Origin of the sequence: Micromonospora sp. DT53 (genome assembly GCF_049841535.1) — a bacterium.
Taxonomy (GTDB): domain Bacteria; phylum Actinomycetota; class Actinomycetes; order Mycobacteriales; family Micromonosporaceae; genus Micromonospora.
In genome coordinates, this window is the sequence record NZ_JBNCKM010000004.1 from 216813 (window position 1) to 232954 (window position 16142).

Annotated in this window: 17 protein-coding genes and 1 tRNA gene; 13 read left to right on the top strand and 5 right to left on the bottom strand. The window is 70.7% G+C overall.

Annotated features, from left to right (window positions below; all coding sequences use genetic code 11):
* Positions 1-62 precede the first annotated feature (62 nt).
* From ACLQ3B_RS15200 to ACLQ3B_RS15210, 3 genes are all read left to right on the top strand, one after another.
* The gene (locus ACLQ3B_RS15200; RefSeq protein WP_425781208.1) at positions 63-1028 is read left to right on the top strand and encodes an EamA family transporter; all 966 of its coding nucleotides are present in this window, start codon (positions 63-65) and stop codon (positions 1026-1028) included.
* Positions 1029-1106: 78 nt separating this feature from the next.
* Entirely contained in the window at positions 1107-1808 is a 702-nt protein-coding gene (locus ACLQ3B_RS15205; protein WP_425781694.1) for an HAD family hydrolase, read from the top strand.
* Positions 1809-1864: 56 nt separating this feature from the next.
* Positions 1865-3553: a S8 family serine peptidase gene (locus ACLQ3B_RS15210; RefSeq protein ID WP_425781210.1), complete on the top strand. Its 1689-nt coding sequence runs from the start codon at positions 1865-1867 to the stop codon at positions 3551-3553.
* Between the two features lie 217 nt (positions 3554-3770).
* Here the strand turns inward: ACLQ3B_RS15210 and ACLQ3B_RS15215 are convergent, their stop codons facing one another.
* Complete coding sequence (locus ACLQ3B_RS15215; protein WP_425781212.1) at positions 3771-4376, bottom strand: endonuclease domain-containing protein; 606 nt, start codon at positions 4374-4376, stop codon at positions 3771-3773.
* 570 nt (positions 4377-4946) lie between these two features.
* Between ACLQ3B_RS15215 and ACLQ3B_RS15220 the strand changes: the two genes are divergently transcribed.
* The gene (locus ACLQ3B_RS15220; RefSeq protein ID WP_425781214.1) at positions 4947-5324 is read left to right on the top strand and encodes a hypothetical protein; all 378 of its coding nucleotides are present in this window, start codon (positions 4947-4949) and stop codon (positions 5322-5324) included.
* 17 nt (positions 5325-5341) lie between these two features.
* Here the strand turns inward: ACLQ3B_RS15220 and ACLQ3B_RS15225 are convergent, their stop codons facing one another.
* Positions 5342-5950, bottom strand: a complete 609-nt coding sequence (locus ACLQ3B_RS15225; RefSeq protein WP_425781696.1) for an IclR family transcriptional regulator — start codon at positions 5948-5950, stop codon at positions 5342-5344.
* Positions 5951-6292: 342 nt separating this feature from the next.
* Here ACLQ3B_RS15225 and cysS point away from each other — a divergent pair, with 342 nt between their 5' ends.
* Positions 6293-7708, top strand: coding sequence for a cysteine--tRNA ligase (gene cysS, locus ACLQ3B_RS15230; RefSeq protein ID WP_425781216.1), 1416 nt, complete (start codon positions 6293-6295; stop codon positions 7706-7708).
* The gene (gene rlmB / locus ACLQ3B_RS15235; protein ID WP_196920053.1) at positions 7708-8841 is read left to right on the top strand and encodes a 23S rRNA (guanosine(2251)-2'-O)-methyltransferase RlmB; all 1134 of its coding nucleotides are present in this window, start codon (positions 7708-7710) and stop codon (positions 8839-8841) included. Before cysS ends, rlmB begins: the two co-directional genes overlap by 1 nt.
* Positions 8842-8893: 52 nt before the next feature.
* On the opposite strand, the gene ACLQ3B_RS15240 is transcribed toward rlmB, so the two are convergent.
* Both ACLQ3B_RS15240 and ACLQ3B_RS15245 read right to left on the bottom strand, forming a co-directional pair.
* Positions 8894-9493, bottom strand: coding sequence for a hypothetical protein (locus ACLQ3B_RS15240; protein ID WP_425781218.1), 600 nt, complete (start codon positions 9491-9493; stop codon positions 8894-8896).
* A gap of 168 nt (positions 9494-9661) precedes the next feature.
* Positions 9662-10753 carry an ABC transporter ATP-binding protein gene (locus ACLQ3B_RS15245; RefSeq protein ID WP_210817699.1) on the bottom strand — a complete coding sequence of 364 codons (1092 nt, stop codon included), beginning with the start codon at positions 10751-10753 and terminating at the stop codon, positions 9662-9664.
* Between the two features lie 342 nt (positions 10754-11095).
* On the opposite strand from ACLQ3B_RS15245, the gene ACLQ3B_RS15250 reads away from it, so the two are divergent.
* From ACLQ3B_RS15250 to ACLQ3B_RS15270, 5 genes are all read left to right on the top strand, one after another.
* Positions 11096-11172, top strand: a tRNA-Thr gene (locus ACLQ3B_RS15250).
* Positions 11173-11362: 190 nt separating this feature from the next.
* Positions 11363-12133 carry a hypothetical protein gene (locus ACLQ3B_RS15255; RefSeq protein ID WP_425781220.1) on the top strand — a complete coding sequence of 257 codons (771 nt, stop codon included), beginning with the start codon at positions 11363-11365 and terminating at the stop codon, positions 12131-12133.
* 127 nt (positions 12134-12260) lie between these two features.
* Positions 12261-12662 carry a helix-turn-helix domain-containing protein gene (locus ACLQ3B_RS15260; RefSeq protein ID WP_196929246.1) on the top strand — a complete coding sequence of 134 codons (402 nt, stop codon included), beginning with the start codon at positions 12261-12263 and terminating at the stop codon, positions 12660-12662.
* A gap of 35 nt (positions 12663-12697) precedes the next feature.
* Entirely contained in the window at positions 12698-13117 is a 420-nt protein-coding gene (locus ACLQ3B_RS15265; RefSeq protein ID WP_425781223.1) for a VOC family protein, read from the top strand.
* Positions 13118-13186: 69 nt separating this feature from the next.
* On the top strand, positions 13187-13831 hold the full coding sequence (locus ACLQ3B_RS15270; RefSeq protein WP_425781225.1) for a histidine phosphatase family protein: 645 nt from the start codon (positions 13187-13189) through the stop codon (positions 13829-13831).
* Here the strand turns inward: ACLQ3B_RS15270 and ACLQ3B_RS15275 are convergent.
* Positions 13819-14388, bottom strand: coding sequence for a hypothetical protein (locus ACLQ3B_RS15275; RefSeq protein ID WP_425781226.1), 570 nt, complete (start codon positions 14386-14388; stop codon positions 13819-13821). The two genes, ACLQ3B_RS15270 and ACLQ3B_RS15275, sit on opposite strands and share 13 nt — an antisense overlap.
* Before the next feature lie 236 nt (positions 14389-14624).
* Here ACLQ3B_RS15275 and ACLQ3B_RS15280 point away from each other — a divergent pair, with 236 nt between their 5' ends.
* Together ACLQ3B_RS15280 and ACLQ3B_RS15285 are read left to right on the top strand one after the other, a co-directional pair.
* Positions 14625-15392 carry an enoyl-CoA hydratase/isomerase family protein gene (locus tag ACLQ3B_RS15280; RefSeq protein ID WP_425781228.1) on the top strand — a complete coding sequence of 256 codons (768 nt, stop codon included), beginning with the start codon at positions 14625-14627 and terminating at the stop codon, positions 15390-15392.
* A gap of 96 nt (positions 15393-15488) precedes the next feature.
* Positions 15489-16076 (top strand): hypothetical protein, encoded by a 588-nt coding sequence (locus tag ACLQ3B_RS15285; RefSeq protein ID WP_425781230.1) that lies wholly within the window; start codon positions 15489-15491, stop codon positions 16074-16076.
* Positions 16077-16142: the final 66 nt, after the last annotated feature.

Here is a 16142-nt window from a genome sequence, read left to right on the forward strand (position 1 = left end):
CTAGCGTCATCAGCACGAGGATAGTTTGCTCATGACACGGTGCCCATCCCGAGGAGCGCGACATGCACTCACGACCTGCTGCCGGCGCCGGGTTGGCGCTGCTCTCCGCAGTCACCTTCGCCACCTCCGGCACCTTCGCGCGATCGCTCATCGAGGCCGGCTGGTCAGCCGAATCCGCGGTGATCGCACGCGTCGGCGTGGCTGCCCTGGTGCTGGCGATCCCCGCACTGCTGTCGCTGCGCGGCAAATGGAACGTGCTGCGGAGCAACGCGACGGCCATCGGGCTGTTCGGGCTCCTCGGGGTGGCGCTGGCCCAGGTGTGCTACTTCAACGCCGTTCGCTACCTGCCGGTCGGTGTCGCGCTGCTGCTGGAATACCTGGGCATCATCCTCGTCGTGGTCTGGATGTGGCTGCGGCACGGGCAACCGCCCCGCCGGCTCACCATCGCCGGATCGGTAGCCGCCCTGGCAGGGCTGGCGTTCGTGCTCGACCTCGCCGGCACCGCCGACTTCCACCCGGTGGGCGTGCTCTGGGGACTGGGCGCGGCGTTCGGCCTGGCCGGCTACTTCGTGCTCGCCGGCCGGGTCGACCCCCGGCTGCCCTCGGTCGCCATGGCCAGCGGTGGGATGGCCGTCGGCGCTGCCGTGCTGCTCCTCATCGGGCTGACCGGTCTGCTGCCGCTGCACGCCACCTTCGGCGAGGTCACCTTCGCCGGGCAGCCCACCAGCTGGCTGGTGCCCATCGCCGGGCTGTCGCTGGTGGCCGCCGTCATCGCGTACTTCACAGGTATCGCCGCCACCCGGATCCTCGGCCCCCGACTGTCGTCGTTCGTCGGGCTGACGGAGGTGCTCTTCGCGGTGCTGATCGCCTGGCTTCTCCTCAACGAGTTGCCCACCGGTTGGCAGTTGTTCGGCGGTGTGCTGATCGTCGGCGGCGTCGCCCTGGTACGCCTCGACGAGTTGCGAGGGTCGCCCGCGACGCCCGCGCCGGTCACACCCGAGCCCGAACTGGCGCTCGACGGGCGGTGAGGGTCGGCGGTCGTACTCCTGATGGTCGGCGCTTGTCGGCGGGGGGTGAGTTCTGCGGGCGGTGAAAGAGTGGGCGTCGTGCTGACCACTGTGGTGTTCGATGCTGACGAGACGCTGCTGGACCTGCGTCCGGCGGTCACGGGCGGGCTGATGGCCGTCCTCGACGAGATGCGGCGACGCACATCGGCGGCGGCCGGGGTGACGCTCGCCGACCTGGAGTCGGACTGGCGCGCGGTCTTCGGCGAACTGAGCGCCGCCCCGGTGACGGGGATCCGGCGCGCCGCACTGGCACGGTCGCTGGCCCGCGCCGCGCTGCTCGACCACCTGGACGAGATCGCCGCCCTCTTCTTCGCCCAGCGCTTCGCTCTCACCCGACCGTTTCCCGACGTACCGCCAGCGCTGGCCACGCTGCGCCGCCAGTACACGCTGGGCTTCGCCACCAACGGCAACAGCCGCGCCGAACGGTGTGGGCTCGATGGCGAGTTCGCCTTCGAGCTTTACGCGCACGAGAATGGCCTGCCCAAGAAGCCGGCCCCGGAGTTCTACGCCGCTGTCGTCGCAGCGGCCGGGGTGCCAGCCGGGCAGATCGTGTACGTCGGCGACTCGTGGGAGCACGACGTGGTGGCGCCTCGGCGGGCCGGCCTGCGAACGGTGTGGCTGAACCGGCTCGGCCTGCCGCGTCCGACCGGCTGCACGCCCGACGCCGAGGTCTCCAGCATGGCCGACCTGCCGGCCGCACTGGCGAGATTCACGGCCATAACGGGCGCTCAACTGGCGTAATCCGAAACGATGTTGTGTGATGGCTGCCACGTCCCTCAACGAGAGGATCCGATGTGGTGAGCAAGCGCTTCACCGCCCGCACGGTCGCGACCGCGGCAGTGCTGGCACTTACGGCTACGGGGTTGGGTGTACCGGCCAACGCCGCGCCGAGCGACTCCCGCACCTTCACCGTCGTCGCCGAGGATGGCGTCGCCGCCGACACGGCCGTCGCCGCGATCCGGGCTGCTGGCGGCACTGTGGTGTCCCGGTCCGACGAGGTCGGGATGTTCCAGGTCAGCAGCGACCGGGCCGACTTCGCGACCAGGGCGACCGCCGCGCCGACGCTTATCGGCGCCGCCGAGCAGAAGGCCATCGGCCGCAAGCCGAAGCTGGACCGGGTCGAGCAGGAGCACCTGACGGCCGGTGCCCGTGCCGGTGCTGCCGGTGCTGCCAAGAAGGGCGCCAAGCTCGATCCGCTCGATGACAAGCTGTGGGGTCTGGAGATGATCCAGGCCGACAAGGCCCGCAAGGTCGAGCCGGGTGACCGTCGGGTGACCGTCGGCGTACTGGACACCGGCGTCGACGCCAGCAACCCGGACATCGCGCCGAACTTCAACTGGTCGCTGTCGCGCAACTTCGCGCCCGACCTGACCGACGTGGACGGCCCCTGCGAGGTGTCGAGCTGCCTCGACCCGGTCGGCACCGACGACGGCGGGCACGGCACCCACGTGGCCGGCACCATCGGCGCCGCGGCCAACGGCTTCGGCCTCTCCGGCGTCGCCCCGAACGTCTCGCTGGTCGAGCTCAAGGGCGGCCAGGACTCCGGCTACTTCTTCCTCGACCCGGTGGTCAACGCGCTGGTCTACGCCGGCCGGTCCGGCATCGACGTGGTCAACATGTCGTTCTACGTCGACCCGTGGCTCTACAACTGCACCGCCAACCCGGCCGACTCGCCCGAGGCCCAAGCCGAGCAGCGGGCCATCATCAAGGCGATGAAGCGGGCGCTGATCTTCGCGCACAACAAGGGCGTGACCCTCGTCGGCGCGCTCGGCAACAACAACGAGGACCTGGGTGCACCGCGCACCGACGTCACGAGCCCCGACTACGGTGCCGACCCGTACCCCCGACCGATCGACAACGAGAGCTGCTGGGACCTGCCCACCGAGGGCCCGCACGTGATCGGCGTTTCGTCGGTCGGCCCGTCCGGCAAGAAGTCGGACTTCTCCAACTACGGCACCGAGCAGATCTCGGTCGCCGCGCCGGGTGGTTGGTTCCGGGACGGCTTCGGCACCGACACCTTCCGTACCGACGCCAACATGATCCTCTCCTCGTACCCGAAACACGTGCTTCAGGAGGAGGAGTCGGTCGACGCCGACGGCAACATCGTCGCCGGCTTCGAGAACTCGGTCTTCAAGCAGTGCAAGGCCAACGGTGAGTGCGGCTACTACACGTACCTCCAGGGCACCTCGATGGCGTCCCCGCACGCCGCCGGTGTCGCCGCGCTGATCGTCAGCCGGTACGGCAAGGCGCAGGGTCGCACTGGCTTCGGGATGTCGCCGGACCAGGTCGAGCAGCACCTCTACCGCACGGCCGCCGAGCACGCCTGCCCGGAGCCGCGCCTTCAGCAGTACCGCAACGAGGGCCGGGACGAGACCTACGACGCGTACTGCGCCGGTGGGGTCAACTTCAACGGCTTCTACGGCTACGGGATCGTCGACGCCTACGCGGCGGTGAAGACCCCGCTCAAGCCGAACGCCCGCCCGTAACGCACTTCGCACTGCGGTGGCGGCCCAACCGCCACCGTCCCCGGGGCCCGGTCGACACGTCGTCGACCGGGCCCTGGGTCGTCTGGGCCTGTTGTCACCGCCCGAAGCCCGACGCCGACGCCCGACGCGCGGCCATGATCGACTCGGTTTCCTGGAAGGCGCGGTGTTGGGGCCTCTGAAGGATGGCGCGGTTTCCAGGAACCCGAGTTGATCCTGGTCATCTGGGCGATCCCTGTCGCCAGCCACGGCTGGTCAGCGCGTCGCGTACCTCTCGAAGCACCGCCGGAAACTCGCCGTGCAGCCGTCGGCTGGTCACATGCAGGACCAGCCAACCCGCGGCGACCAGCTGATTCAGCCGACGGCGATCGCGGTGCAGCTGCTCCGGGTCGGAGTGCCACTTCCGGTCGTATTCGACCGCTACCCGGTACTGCGGCCAGGCCAGATCGGGGTGCAGAACAACGCCGGTGGGCAGGCGTACCGGATGTTGAACGGCTGGGCGCGGCAGCCCACCCAGCACCAACCGCACGCGTAGATGTGACTCCGGCGGAGACTCGGTTCCGCCGTCGGCCAGGTCGAACACCCAGCGTGCTCGTCGTCCACCGGGCCGGTCAGCATTGCGGGCAGCCATGGCGGTCAGGGTGTCGCGTTCGGCCAGCCCTTGCCCGAGCAGCGAGTCGACTATGGCGACCGCCCGGACCGGGTCGAGCCAGACCGCCGTCTCCCAGGCGGCCCGCCCGGGATCTGACCGGGGGATCGGGAGATCCCGCTCGCTGGCCCTGAGCGGGCTGGCCGCCGCCCACCCAACGACCCGGCCGGCCGCCACAATGCCCCCCGCTCCGACGGGCACGGTGGCCGGGCGGGACAGGTGCCGTGCTGGGCGTGGCGACAATCCGCCGGCAGGTGGGCGGCCTACTCCGGTAGGTCGCGCTGCATCACGTGGACGTTCTGCGCTCGGCGGTCGTTCTGCGTCCGGCGGTCGGCCTGCACCTGGGAGTCGGCCTGCGTTTGGCGGTCGACTCATGGCTGATTGGTGGCCTGCGTCTGGTGGCCGGCCTGCGTCTGATGGTCGTCTCGTGCCTGCCGGTCGTCGTGTGGTTGGCGCGGCCAGCTCAGCGGTCTCGCTCGCCATCAACGGGGTGATGGCGTTGACGTGCACGCGGAGGCCGCGCTGTGAACCGATCCGCAGCGGTCGGGGCACGAGGACGTGCACATCGTCGGTGAAGCTCGCGGCATGTTGGACGCCGTGCAGGTAGGCGGCCGAGGGGCCGCCGACCACCACTCCGGGTGGGAGCCGGAGGAGGGCGGCGCGACACGCGAGGGCGTGGTCCCGGTCCAGCCGCGAATCGGCGTAGATGTCGTGGCGCAACCGCACCCAGGCGGAGTTGCGCAGCTGATGTTCGGTGAGCAGGCCGTCCCGGACAGCGTCGGAGCCGCGGAAGACCTGCCAGGCCAGGGCATCGGGGCGATGCGGACGTGGGGGCATGTCGAGCAGCGTGCCGACCGCCGACCGGCCACCGAAACCCCTGTGGACAACCCGGCCCGCGCGTGCCGCCGGACCTGTGGACAACCACGAATCCGCCTGCCGATCGTGCTATGGCACCGGCCGGATTGGCCGACCAATCAGGCATTCGGGCCGCCGATGTGCGGTGATCCACTCGCGTTCCTGGAAGTCGGGCGGTCACCGGCTCTGGGACACCGCGACTTCCGTGAACCCGAGTTGATCAAGCCACGGAAGCGGGCGGTGGGCGGCGGCGAGGGGGCCCGGGGGTGAGGTGGGGCGGCGTACGGTCAGCTGAGGGCGGTGGTGATGGCTCGGGCGGTGGCCAGCACCTGGGGGCCGATGGTGTCGACGTCCAGGGGGGCGAGCGCGACCACGCCGACGCTGGCCTCCAGGCCGGGTACGCCGAGCACCGGCGCGGCCACCCCGTACGCCCCGGCCTGCAACTCTCCGCTGCTACTCACCGGCTCTGCCACCCCGGCTCGGCCGGCCAGGATCGCCCGGCCCGCCGCTCCCCGGTCCAGTGGATGCCGTGCCCCGGCCCGGTACGCGACGTGGAACGACGTCCAGCTCGGCTCGACCACGGCCAGGGCAACGCCCTCTCCACCTTCGACGACGGTCAGATGTGCTGTCGCGCCGGCCTGCTCGGCGAGGCGGCGTAGCGCGGGCAGCGCGCCCTCGGCGAGCAGCGGCTGGGCCCGTCGGGCCAGGTGCAGCAACCCGGCTCCGAGGCGCAACCGACCGCCCCCGTCGCGGCGCAGCATGCCGTGCCCGGTCAGCGCACTGACCAGTCGGTAGACGGCGGCCCGGCCGATGCCGAGCCGACTCGCGGCCTCGGTGACGGTCAGACCGCCAGGGGCGTCGGCGACCAGGTGCAGCAGCCGCAAACCCCGGTCCAGCGTCTGCGACGTCTCCCCGGCCCGCCCCGCGCCGGCGTCGGCCCGCCCCGCGCCGGCGTCGGCCCGCCCCGCGCCGGCGTCGGCGTCGGCCCGCCCGGAGACCGCCTCGGCCCGCCCCGCGCCAAGGTCAGACGATTCGGAGGCCGGGCCGGAGACCGCCTCGGCCCGCCCCGCGCCAGCGTCGGGCGGCCCGGAGGGCGGCCCGGAGGGCGGGTGGGCCGGGGCGGTGGGGTTGGCTGGCGTGTCACCGGAGCCACCGGAGCGTGCGGTCGCATCCACGCCTGGCAGCGTACGACCCGGCACCGGCGGACCCGGACAGGCACGGACAGCTACCCTTGTACGGTGACGCTACGCCTGTATGACACCGCCACCCGATCGGTGCGGGACTTCGTCCCGCGGGAAGCCGGCAAGGTGGGGGTCTACCTGTGTGGTCTCACCCTCCAGGCCCCGCCGCACATCGGTCATCTTCGCTCCGGCGTCAACTATGACATCCTGCGCCGTTGGCTGTTGACCGCAGGCTTCGAGGTCACCTTCATTCGCAATCTGACCGACATCGACGACAAGATCCTGGTCAAGGCGGGCGAGCAGGGTCTTCCGTTCTGGTCGATCGCGTACGCCAACGAGTTGCTGCTCGCCGAGTCGTACCGGTCGTTGAACGTGCTGGCGCCCACCTACGAGCCGCGCGCCACGGGGCACATCCCCGAGATGCACGAGCTGATCACGAAGCTGATCGCCGATGGGCACGCGTACCCGGCGAGTGACGGCTCGGGTGACGTCTACTTCGACGTGGCGTCGTGGCCGGCGTACGGGTCGCTGTCGGGTCAGTCGCCGGACGCCATGCAGTCCGCCGGGGACGCCCCGGATCGGGGCAAGCGGGATCCGCGCGACTTCGCGCTGTGGAAGGGCGCCAAACCGGACGAGCCGGCGGACGCCTACTGGCCCTCGCCGTGGGGGCTGGGCCGTCCGGGTTGGCACATCGAGTGCTCGGCGATGTGCTGGCGCTATCTCGGCCCGGAGTTCGACATTCACGGCGGTGGCCTGGATCTGACGTTCCCGCACCACGAGAACGAGATCGCCCAGTCCAAGGCGGCCGGGTTGCCGTTCGCCCGCTACTGGGTGCACCACGGTTTGTTGAGCATCGGCGGGGCCAAGATGGGCAAGTCCGCCGGCAACGCGCTGGACTTGGCGTACGTGGACTCGCTCGGGGTGCGGCCGGTGGAGTTGCGCTACTACTACGCTGCCGCGCACTACCGTTCGCTGATCGACTACTCGGAGGATTCGCTGCGCGACGCGGCCACCGCGTACCGGCGGATCGAGGGTTTCGTGCAGCGGGCCGCCGAGCGGGTCGGTGCCGGGCAGCTCGGTGAGCTGCCCGCTGGCTTCGTCGCGGCGATGGACGACGACCTCAACACGTCCGCCGCGCTGGCCGTCCTGCAACAGCACATTCGGGACGGCAACACCGCCCTGAGCGTCGGCGACGATGTGACCGTCCGCACCACGCTGGCCGTGGTGCGGGCAATGCTGGATATTCTCGGGATCGACCCCCTCGACCCGGCCTGGACCGGTGGCGGCCAATCGGACGATCTTCGTGCCGTGGTCGACTCCCTGATCGCGCTGGCCCTGGAGCAGCGTGCGCAGGCGCGGGGCCGCAAGGACTGGGCTGCCGCGGACGCGGTGCGTGACCAGCTCAAGCTGGCCGGCGTGGTGGTCGAGGACACCCCCCAGGGCCCCCGTTGGACTATTGGAGAGCAGGACTGATGGCCGGCAACTCGCAGCGCCGTGGCCGGCGACTGACGTCGAAGGCAGGCGCCCCCAAGGGCACCGGCGGCAAGAACAAGGACTCGTTGGCCGGGCGGGGCCGCACCCTGCCCGCGGATGAGCGTCCGTGGCACAAGGGTTACTCGGGCACCGAGAAGCTGCCCCAGCGCACCGCCTGGAAGCAGGACAAGGAGCGCCGCGCGGCGGCCGAGGAGGGGCGCGCCCCCAAGATCGGCCAGCCTGGCAGCAAGGACACCACCTGGGGCCGGGGTGGCGGTCGGGGCGTACCTGTCGGTCGGGGTGCCGCCACCGGCGGACGGGGCGGCAAGCCCACCGGGCGGTCCGGTCCGCGGGTCACGCCGGGGCGCAAGTCCAACCCGTCCAAGGACACCCCGGAGCTGCTGGTCGGGCGTAACCCGGTGCTGGAGGCGTTGCGCGCCAACGTGCCGGCGACGGCGCTCTACACCGCCCAGGGCATCGACATGGACGATCGGATCAACGAGATCATCCGGACCGCCGCCGACCGGGGCATCGCCAATCTGGAGATCAGCCGCGCCGAGTTGGACCGGATGACCGGCGGGGTGCTGCACCAGGGCGTCGGCTTGCAGGTGCCGCCCTTCGCGTACCAGCCGTTCGAGGACATGGTCGCCGCTGCCCTGGAGCAGCAGGCCCCGCTGCTGGTCGCGCTGGACGGTGTCACCGACCCACGCAACCTGGGCGCCGTCATCCGGTCGGCTGCCGCGTTCGGCGCGCAGGGTGTCTTCGTACCCGAGCGTCGTGCCGCCGGGATCACCGCGACCGCCTGGCGGACCAGTGCCGGCGCGGCCGCGCGGGTGCCCGTGGCGCAGGTGACCAACCTGACCCGGTCGCTGAAGGCGTGCCGGGACGCCGGCTTCATGGTCGTCGGCCTGGATGCCGACGGCGACACCGACCTCTACAACCTGGAGGCTGCGGTCGGTCCGCTGGTGGTGGTGGTCGGTTCCGAGGGGCGTGGTCTTTCCCGCCTGGTCGGGGAGACCTGCGACCTGACCGTCAGCATTCCGATGATCTCCGAGGTCGAGTCGCTCAACGCCAGCGTGGCAGCGGCTGTGGCCCTGGCCGAGGTCGCCCGCCGACGCTCCGTCGAGCTGTAGCGCACGTCGACGAAGGCCCTCTCCCGCCGAGCGCGGGAGGGGGCCTTCGTGGTCAGATCTGCCGGGTCCACCCGACGAAGAGCAGCGCCCCGGCAACCGCCATCAGCAACACGGTCGGGTACAACCAGACCGGGCCGCGCTCGCCGTCCAGGCGTCTGGTCAGCCGCTGATGCACGGCGGCGATGCCGATCAGGGCGGCCAGGCCGGCGGCGGCCATCGGTAGGCCGATGAGGAAGTGCGCCAGCCACGCGCCGGCCCGGGTCGGCCCACCCCAGGCGCCGACGTACGGCCCGGAGTCCACCAGGCCGTACAGCACGCCGCGCAGCACCACCAGCAGCTCGACGCCGAGCGGCAGCAGGGCCACGGCACCCACGAGCACGCTGAGCAGCGCGTGGCCGAGCACCGCGACCGTGCCGGGCCGTCGGCCGGGCACGGCCGTCGGTGGCATCCCGAGCAGTCCGGTGCGCAGGGCACGCCAGCGTGCGACGGCGGCGCCGGCTCCGCCCAGCGGGGCGGTGACCAGCGCGAGTACGGCGACCGGCACCAGCGTCGCGCAGTAGGCGAGGCTGCGGCCGGCCAGGCGAACCATCCGGTACGACCGGGAACGCGCGGTCGGGTGGTCGGCGGCGGACTGGGCGAGATCGGTGGGCACGGCGCCTCCTCGGGTTCGGGTCGCCGTGACCGTATGAGAGCGGCCCGCCGTGCCAAATCACCCCACAGAGCCACCTCCGCGCTGGCTCCACGGGGTGAAGAGCCCATTCCGGTACGACGAAAGGGGCAGCCCGCCGAAGCGGACCGCCCCTGTCGGTACGGCGTTACGTCAGATCCGGCCACCGGTGGAGGCGTGGAAGACGTGGCTGCGACCGGCGACCGGCTTGACGAACACGGTGTCACCCATGTTCGGCATGTTGCGCCGGTCGGTGCGGACGACGAAGCGCTCCGAGTTGCCACCCAGCGCGGCGTGACCGTAGACGTTGGCGTCCGAGCCGAGGTCCTCGACCAGCTCGACCACGACCGGCATGCCGCCCTCGGTCGGGCTGACCAGCTCGCAGTCCTCCGGGCGGAAGCCCACGGTGACCTTGCCGTCGCCACCCTCGGCGCGGGCCGCCTCGACCTGCTCCCGGGTCAGCGGGATCTGCAGCTCGGCGAACTCGGCGCCCCGCTCGTTCAGCGGAACGGTCTTGATGTTCATGGCGGGAGAACCCATGAAGCCGGCGACGAACACGTTGGCCGGGGTGTCGTAGAGCGCCCGCGGGGTGTCCACCTGCTGAAGGACACCGTCGAGCAGCACCGCGACCCGGTGACCCATGGTCATGGCCTCGACCTGGTCGTGCGTGACGTAGACCGTGGTGACGCCCAGCTTGGCCTGCAGGGACGCGATCTGGGTACGGGTCTGCACACGGAGCTTGGCGTCGAGGTTCGACAGCGGCTCGTCCATGAGGAAGACCTGCGGCTCGCGGACGATCGCCCGGCCCATCGCGACACGCTGACGCTGACCGCCGGAGAGCGCCTTCGGCTTGCGGCCGAGGTACTCCTCCAGCTGGAGCAGCGCGGCTGCCTCCTTGACCCGCCTGTCGATCTCCGACTTGGAGGTCTTGCGCAGCTTGAGGGCGAACGCCATGTTCTCGTACACCGTCATGTGCGGGTAGAGGGCGTAGTTCTGGAAGACCATCGCGATGTCGCGGGCCTTCGGAGGCAGGTGGGTGACGTCACGCTGGTCGATGTAGATCGAACCGGCGTCCACGTCCTCCAGGCCGGCGAGCATCCGCAGGCTTGTGGACTTGCCGCAACCGGAGGGACCGACCAGGACGAGGAACTCGCCGTCGCCGATCTCGAGGTTGAGCTCGTTGACGGCGGGACGCTCTTGGCCCGGGTAGACCCGGGACGCCTTGGAATAGGTGACCGTAGCCATGGTGAAGCGCTTCCTTTCACCGGCAGGAACGTGCCGGACGATCCGAGTGAAGGAGCAAACCGGCACGAGCCCGTGCCGGTCAGCGGACGGCGGCCCGGTCGCGGGGGCGCCCGGTTGTCGTCCGTGTCAGTGAACCGTAAACGCGTTTACCCGTGCTGCCAAGGCGGGGGGGTCGCCGGACCCACCAGGTGGGCTGCACATTCCGGTCACTCGGGCACGGTCAGACATCAATCGACGCAGCGACAAACGAGCGTGCGTCGGGTTGCTGACGATTCCCGTGCTCGGGAGGCCTCGCGATCGGGATATCCGGACGCCAGTCGCTATGCTGACCTCGACGCACGCGCCCCTGTAGCTCAGCTGGCCAGAGCACTCGCCTTGTAAGCGAGATGTCGCCGGTTCGATCCCGGCCGGGGGCTCCAATTACATCAGACCTTTCCGAGTGGCGCTGCCACGAGTCGAGCAGTTGACAACAACGGCACTCACGAGAGCATCACGTCCGGTGGGCAGCAGGTCTCAGCCCACGGTCCGCCCAGCGGGGCGCCGGGTGTCGACCAAGTTCGCTATCGTGCCTCCGTCCGCGACCAGGCGGCGCTCCACGGGGGAACCACAATGAAACAGCGCACCACAGTGCTCGTGCTGGGTTTGACAGGTTGTCTGCTCGTCGCTGCCGGATGCACTCCTGAGGCGGAGCCCACACGCGCCGAGAAACCGGTCCAGGCCACCACCGCGGCGCCGTCTCCGACGCCCGACGCTCGCGCCGAGTTGGTCGCGGGTCTCCAGCGGTCGCAGGGGGTCGCCCACCGGTACACGGTGCGCGGCGGCTTGCCCGAAGGGCAGAAGGTCACCGGCACGGGCGCCTTTGACCCGAAGAAGCGCCGTTTCCAGACCACCATCTCGGTCACCGGTGGGAAGAACCCGTCGGCGGGAAGCCGGATCGTGATCGGCACCGACAGTTACCTACGGCCGTCGGACGAGAAGGACTGGGTGCACGTCGATCTGAAGCGGGTGAAGCCCGACGACATCTTCCTGCGCTTCGACTGGGCCGACCCGACCGGGCTGAAGGCGTTCACCTCGTCGATCGTCTCGGTGGACCGCACCGACCCGCACACCTACACCGGCCGGTTCGATCCCAACGGCAAGGACGCCACTTCGTTCCTTCCCGTGGGTGCACCGAGCATCGTCTCGCTCGGCGCACGCCCGTCGCCGTTCACGATCACCACCGACGACAAGGGCTGGGTCACCTCGATCAAGGTGGAGCTGAGCCCAAGCGACGGCCCGAAACTGACGATGACCACCACCATGAAAGATCACGGGAAGGCCCTGAAGATCACCGCGCCGAAGGGTGCTGGTGAGGCCGCCGACTTCTACTACCGAAAGTGACAGCTCGGCCGCACCGGAAACCTGTCACATCCGGCGCACCGGGTTGAGCGGCGCGCTACCGACCGGACGACGGAGTGCCCGGCGGTAGCCTGGGCTCCGGCGACGAGCGAAGTGGGGCCGGGGGTCAATGAGTCGCGCGGTGGAGGAGTCGAACCGGGCGATGTTGCGCGCCCGGGACGCGATGGACCGGGCGTACGCCGAGCCTCTGGACATTCCCGCGTTGGCCCGGATCGCGCACGTCTCGGAGGCGCACTTCATCCGTACCTTCCGGGCCACCTTCGGTGAGACCCCGCACCGCTACCTGCAACGCCGCCGGGTGGAGCGGGCGATGGCGTTGCTGGTGGAGACCGACCGGGACGTGACGGACATCTGCTACGCCGTCGGCTTCGGCAGCCTGGGCACGTTCAGCCGTACGTTCCGGCAGATCGTCGGCGATTCGCCCTCGGATTTCCGGCGTCGTCGTGTCGCGCCGGCCAACGTGCCGTCGTGTTTCACCAAAGCCTGGACCCGACCCAGCAGTTTTGGATAAGCCGCAGGTCACGGTCAACCTCTAGCGTCATGGGCATGACGATGAACGCGATCAGCCGCTCCCAGATCTACGTCCTCGACCAGGACGCCGCGCTTGACTTCTACGTCAACACGCTCGGCATGGAGGTCAACACCGACCAGGACCTCGGCTTCATGCGGTGGCTGACGGTCAACCTGCCCGGCGACCCGGAGCGCGAGATCCTGTTGGAGAAGCCGGGTCCGCCCGCGCTGGACCCGGCCACCGCCGAGCAGGTCCGGGAGCTGCTCACCAAGGGTGCCCTCGGTGGGTACCTCTTCATGACCACCGACGACGCCCGCAAGACGCACGAGGATCTGGTGGCGAAGGGCGTCGAGATCACCGACGAGCCGACCGAGCGCCCGTACGGAATCGACTTCGGCATCCGGGACCCGTTCGGCAACCGGATCCGCATCGGCCAGATGTTCCCCAAGGCATAGGGGAGCGGGGCCGCAGGGCCGGGAGGTGCGGGTCGAACCCGTACCTCCCGGTGTGTTGTGCTGGGCCGCATGGTGACCCGGTTGCTGTACCTGACCCGACACGCCGAGCAGGACCTGCCCGAGCTGGGTGGACCCGATGCGGCCGAACCGGATACCGGCCTGTCGGAGCGCGGCCGGCAGCAGGCCACCCTGCTGGGCGAACGCCTGCGAGCCCGTCGGTTCGCCGCCGTCCATCACGGGCCGCTGCGCCGGGCCGCGCAGACCGCCGAGCTGATCGCCAAGTCGCTGCCCGAGGTTCCGGTGTACGAGACGGAACTGGCCGGCGACCACCTCCCGCACGACACGGACCCGGCTGGACTGCCGCCCGCGTACGCCGAATTCCTGACGCAGTTCTCGGCGGCCGAGCGGGTCGACGGGCCGCGAGTGACGGCGGACGCGGTGCGCCGGTTCGCCGGCCCGGTCGGCGAGGGGCCGGCCGGCGGTGAGCCGGTTCGCGAGCTGGTCGTGACGCACAGCTTCCTGATCGCCTGGCTGGTGCGGCATGCCCTCGACGCGCCGGAGTGGCGGTGGCTGGGCTTGAACTCCCACAACGCGGGCCTGACCGTCATCCGGTACAGCGCGGCGGGCCCGCCGAGTCTGGTCGCCGTCAACGACGTGGCCCACCTTCCGCCGGAGCTGCGGGGCACCGGCCTGCCCCCGGACTACCTGACGTAGGTGTTGGTGGCTCGCAGCAGCAGCTTGACCACCGCCTGGGTGGCCGGCGGCGGAGGCCCTTCGGCCGGGCAGTCGGCGTACCCGGTCTCGGTGCTGCCGACGGTGAGGCGGTAGTGCATGACGTCCGCGCAGGTGGTCGCGGTCGTCGGCTGCCGCGCCTCATTGGGAAGCCGGGGGTCGGCGGCCAGCCCCGCCAGGAGGCCCTGATCGGCAGGGGTGAGCCGGCCGCTGCGTCGACTGCCGGCCCGGTCCGTCACGGTCCACCGGCCGTCCGGCTCGACGACGATGGAGTCACCGCGCCCGGCGAAGCCGCCGGAACCTCGCAACGTCACTCGGGGGGCCACACCGCTGGCCTCGGCGCTGACGGTCGGGGCGGCGCTGACGGTGGGGGCGGTGGTCGGCTGCGCGGTGCCGGTGGCGGGGGCAGTCGGACCGGTAGCGGTAGTGGCCGAGGGCTGGGTCGCGGTGGTGATAGGGGCTCGGTCGGCGCTTGTGCAACCGGTCAGGAGCGCGGCCAGGAGCGCGACCGTGACGGCGGTCGTCGATGCGGGTCTCATCTCCGTCCGACGCGCGACCCCAACCGCTGGTTCCCCCATCGGACCGGAGGCGGTCCACGCCGTTCTGGCAATCTTGGACACTTTCCGTTAGCGCGTAACGGAAAGTGTCCAAGATTGCTTCAGCAGTGCGCCTGCGCCGGTCCGTACCGATCGTCTTGGCTAGGGTCACCGCACCGACGCGACGTCGGTGATCAGATTGGCGGCGTCGCCCACGGGTGGCGCGGGAAGGAGCGGACGTGTCGGACGCGGAGTTGACGGTCGAGGTGGCCGGGCCGGTCGCCACCGTGGTGATGCGCAACCCGGCTCGGCGTAACGCGATGACCGCGGCCATGTGGCGTCAGCTCCCCGAACTGCTCGACCGGCTGGAGCCCGACCCCGCCGTACGGGCGTTGGTGCTCACCGGCGCGGGTGACACCTTCTGCGCGGGTGCCGACCTCGGTGACCTGGCCGAGCTGTTGGACGCCGGTGACGCCAGCATCGCGGTGGCCGCCGAGGAACGGCTGGCCCGGTTCGCCAAGCCGACAGTCGCGGCCATCCGGGGCGCCTGCGTCGGAGGTGGGGCTCAGCTCGCGGTCGCCTGCGACCTGCGGATCGCAGCGGACGGCGCCCGGTTCGGCGTACCGCCGGCCCGGCTCGGGCTGGTCTATCCGGCGCCGACGACGCGCCGGCTGGCCCGGTTGGTCGGCCCGTCCGCAGCCAAGCATCTGCTGTTCACCGCCGAGCTGATCGACACCGAGCGCGCTCTGCGGATCGGCCTGGTCGACGAGGTGTTGCCGGCCGACCGGCTCGCCGTACGGGTGGACGAACTGACCGCGACGATCGCCCAGCGGTCGTCGCTGAGCATCGCCGCCGCGAAGGAGATCATCGACGAGCGGGCCGCACCCGCGCGGATCGCCTGGTGGCACCGGAAGGTGACGACGACCGGCGAGGCCCGGGAGGGGGTCGCGGCGATGACCGAGCGGCGTACGCCCCGCTTCGCCTGGCGGCCACCGACCGGCGACTGAGCGCACAGCCGACCCCTGGGCGCATAGCGCTTATCGCGTTTGTCGTACGGCCGTCGATGGGTAGATCCCGATCCACTCGGTGATCGGGGGACCACTATGGACGCGGCAGCGACGAATCCGGACCGGGCCGGTCGGCAACCACGGCGACTACGGCTGATCCTGCTCCTCATGCTGCTGGCCGCCGTGGTCGGCGCGCTCGCGGTCGGTGCGGCGATGGGTGGTCGGAACACCGGCATCTTCGACGGTGACCCGCCGCGCTGGGCCAGTAACGTCGGACGCGTTCTGGTGATTCTCGGAGTCATCGTCGAGGTGGCCGCTGTCGTCTGGGCCGTACGCACCAGGCGCTACCGGGCGGCCCGACAGTCCCCGTTGTTGGACTTGGGCTGGTCGCACCGGCGGCGGCTGGCGAGGCAGGTTCGACGCGGCACACCCGAGGCCGACGAAGACCCGGCCCTCCTCGTGGAGACCGCCCGACAGTTCGTCGACCAGCGCTGGTTCGTGGTGCTGGTCGCCGGGTTGGCGATGACGAGCGTCGGTCAGGCATTCCTGGGGATCGCGCCGTTCTTCGCGATGACCGGCGGGTTGCTGCTGGTGATCTGGGCGGTGCTGATCGTGTCGGTCCTCCGGAACGCTCGCCGGGGCGAGGCGTTCCTGCGGGACCACCCGGATCTGAGCGGGCGATAGCCGCAAGTCGCTCCCACTCATCGCGATATTTCGATCCCGGGTACCCGGTTCCCAGGCCGGTACGGC

Coding starts and splice junctions, on each gene's coding strand:
- ACLQ3B_RS15270 (WP_425781225.1), top strand. CDS start 13,187: ATGGTGACCCGGTTGCTGTACCTGACCCGACACGCCGAGCAGGACCTG.
- ACLQ3B_RS15275 (WP_425781226.1), bottom strand. CDS start 14,388: ATGAGACCCGCATCGACGACCGCCGTCACGGTCGCGCTCCTGGCCGCG.
- rlmB (WP_196920053.1), top strand. CDS start 7,708: ATGGCCGGCAACTCGCAGCGCCGTGGCCGGCGACTGACGTCGAAGGCA.
- ACLQ3B_RS15245 (WP_210817699.1), bottom strand. CDS start 10,753: ATGGCTACGGTCACCTATTCCAAGGCGTCCCGGGTCTACCCGGGCCAA.
- ACLQ3B_RS15255 (WP_425781220.1), top strand. CDS start 11,363: ATGAAACAGCGCACCACAGTGCTCGTGCTGGGTTTGACAGGTTGTCTG.
- ACLQ3B_RS15285 (WP_425781230.1), top strand. CDS start 15,489: ATGGACGCGGCAGCGACGAATCCGGACCGGGCCGGTCGGCAACCACGG.
- ACLQ3B_RS15260 (WP_196929246.1), top strand. CDS start 12,261: ATGAGTCGCGCGGTGGAGGAGTCGAACCGGGCGATGTTGCGCGCCCGG.
- ACLQ3B_RS15265 (WP_425781223.1), top strand. CDS start 12,698: ATGACGATGAACGCGATCAGCCGCTCCCAGATCTACGTCCTCGACCAG.
- ACLQ3B_RS15200 (WP_425781208.1), top strand. CDS start 63: ATGCACTCACGACCTGCTGCCGGCGCCGGGTTGGCGCTGCTCTCCGCA.
- ACLQ3B_RS15220 (WP_425781214.1), top strand. CDS start 4,947: ATGTTCGGTGAGCAGGCCGTCCCGGACAGCGTCGGAGCCGCGGAAGAC.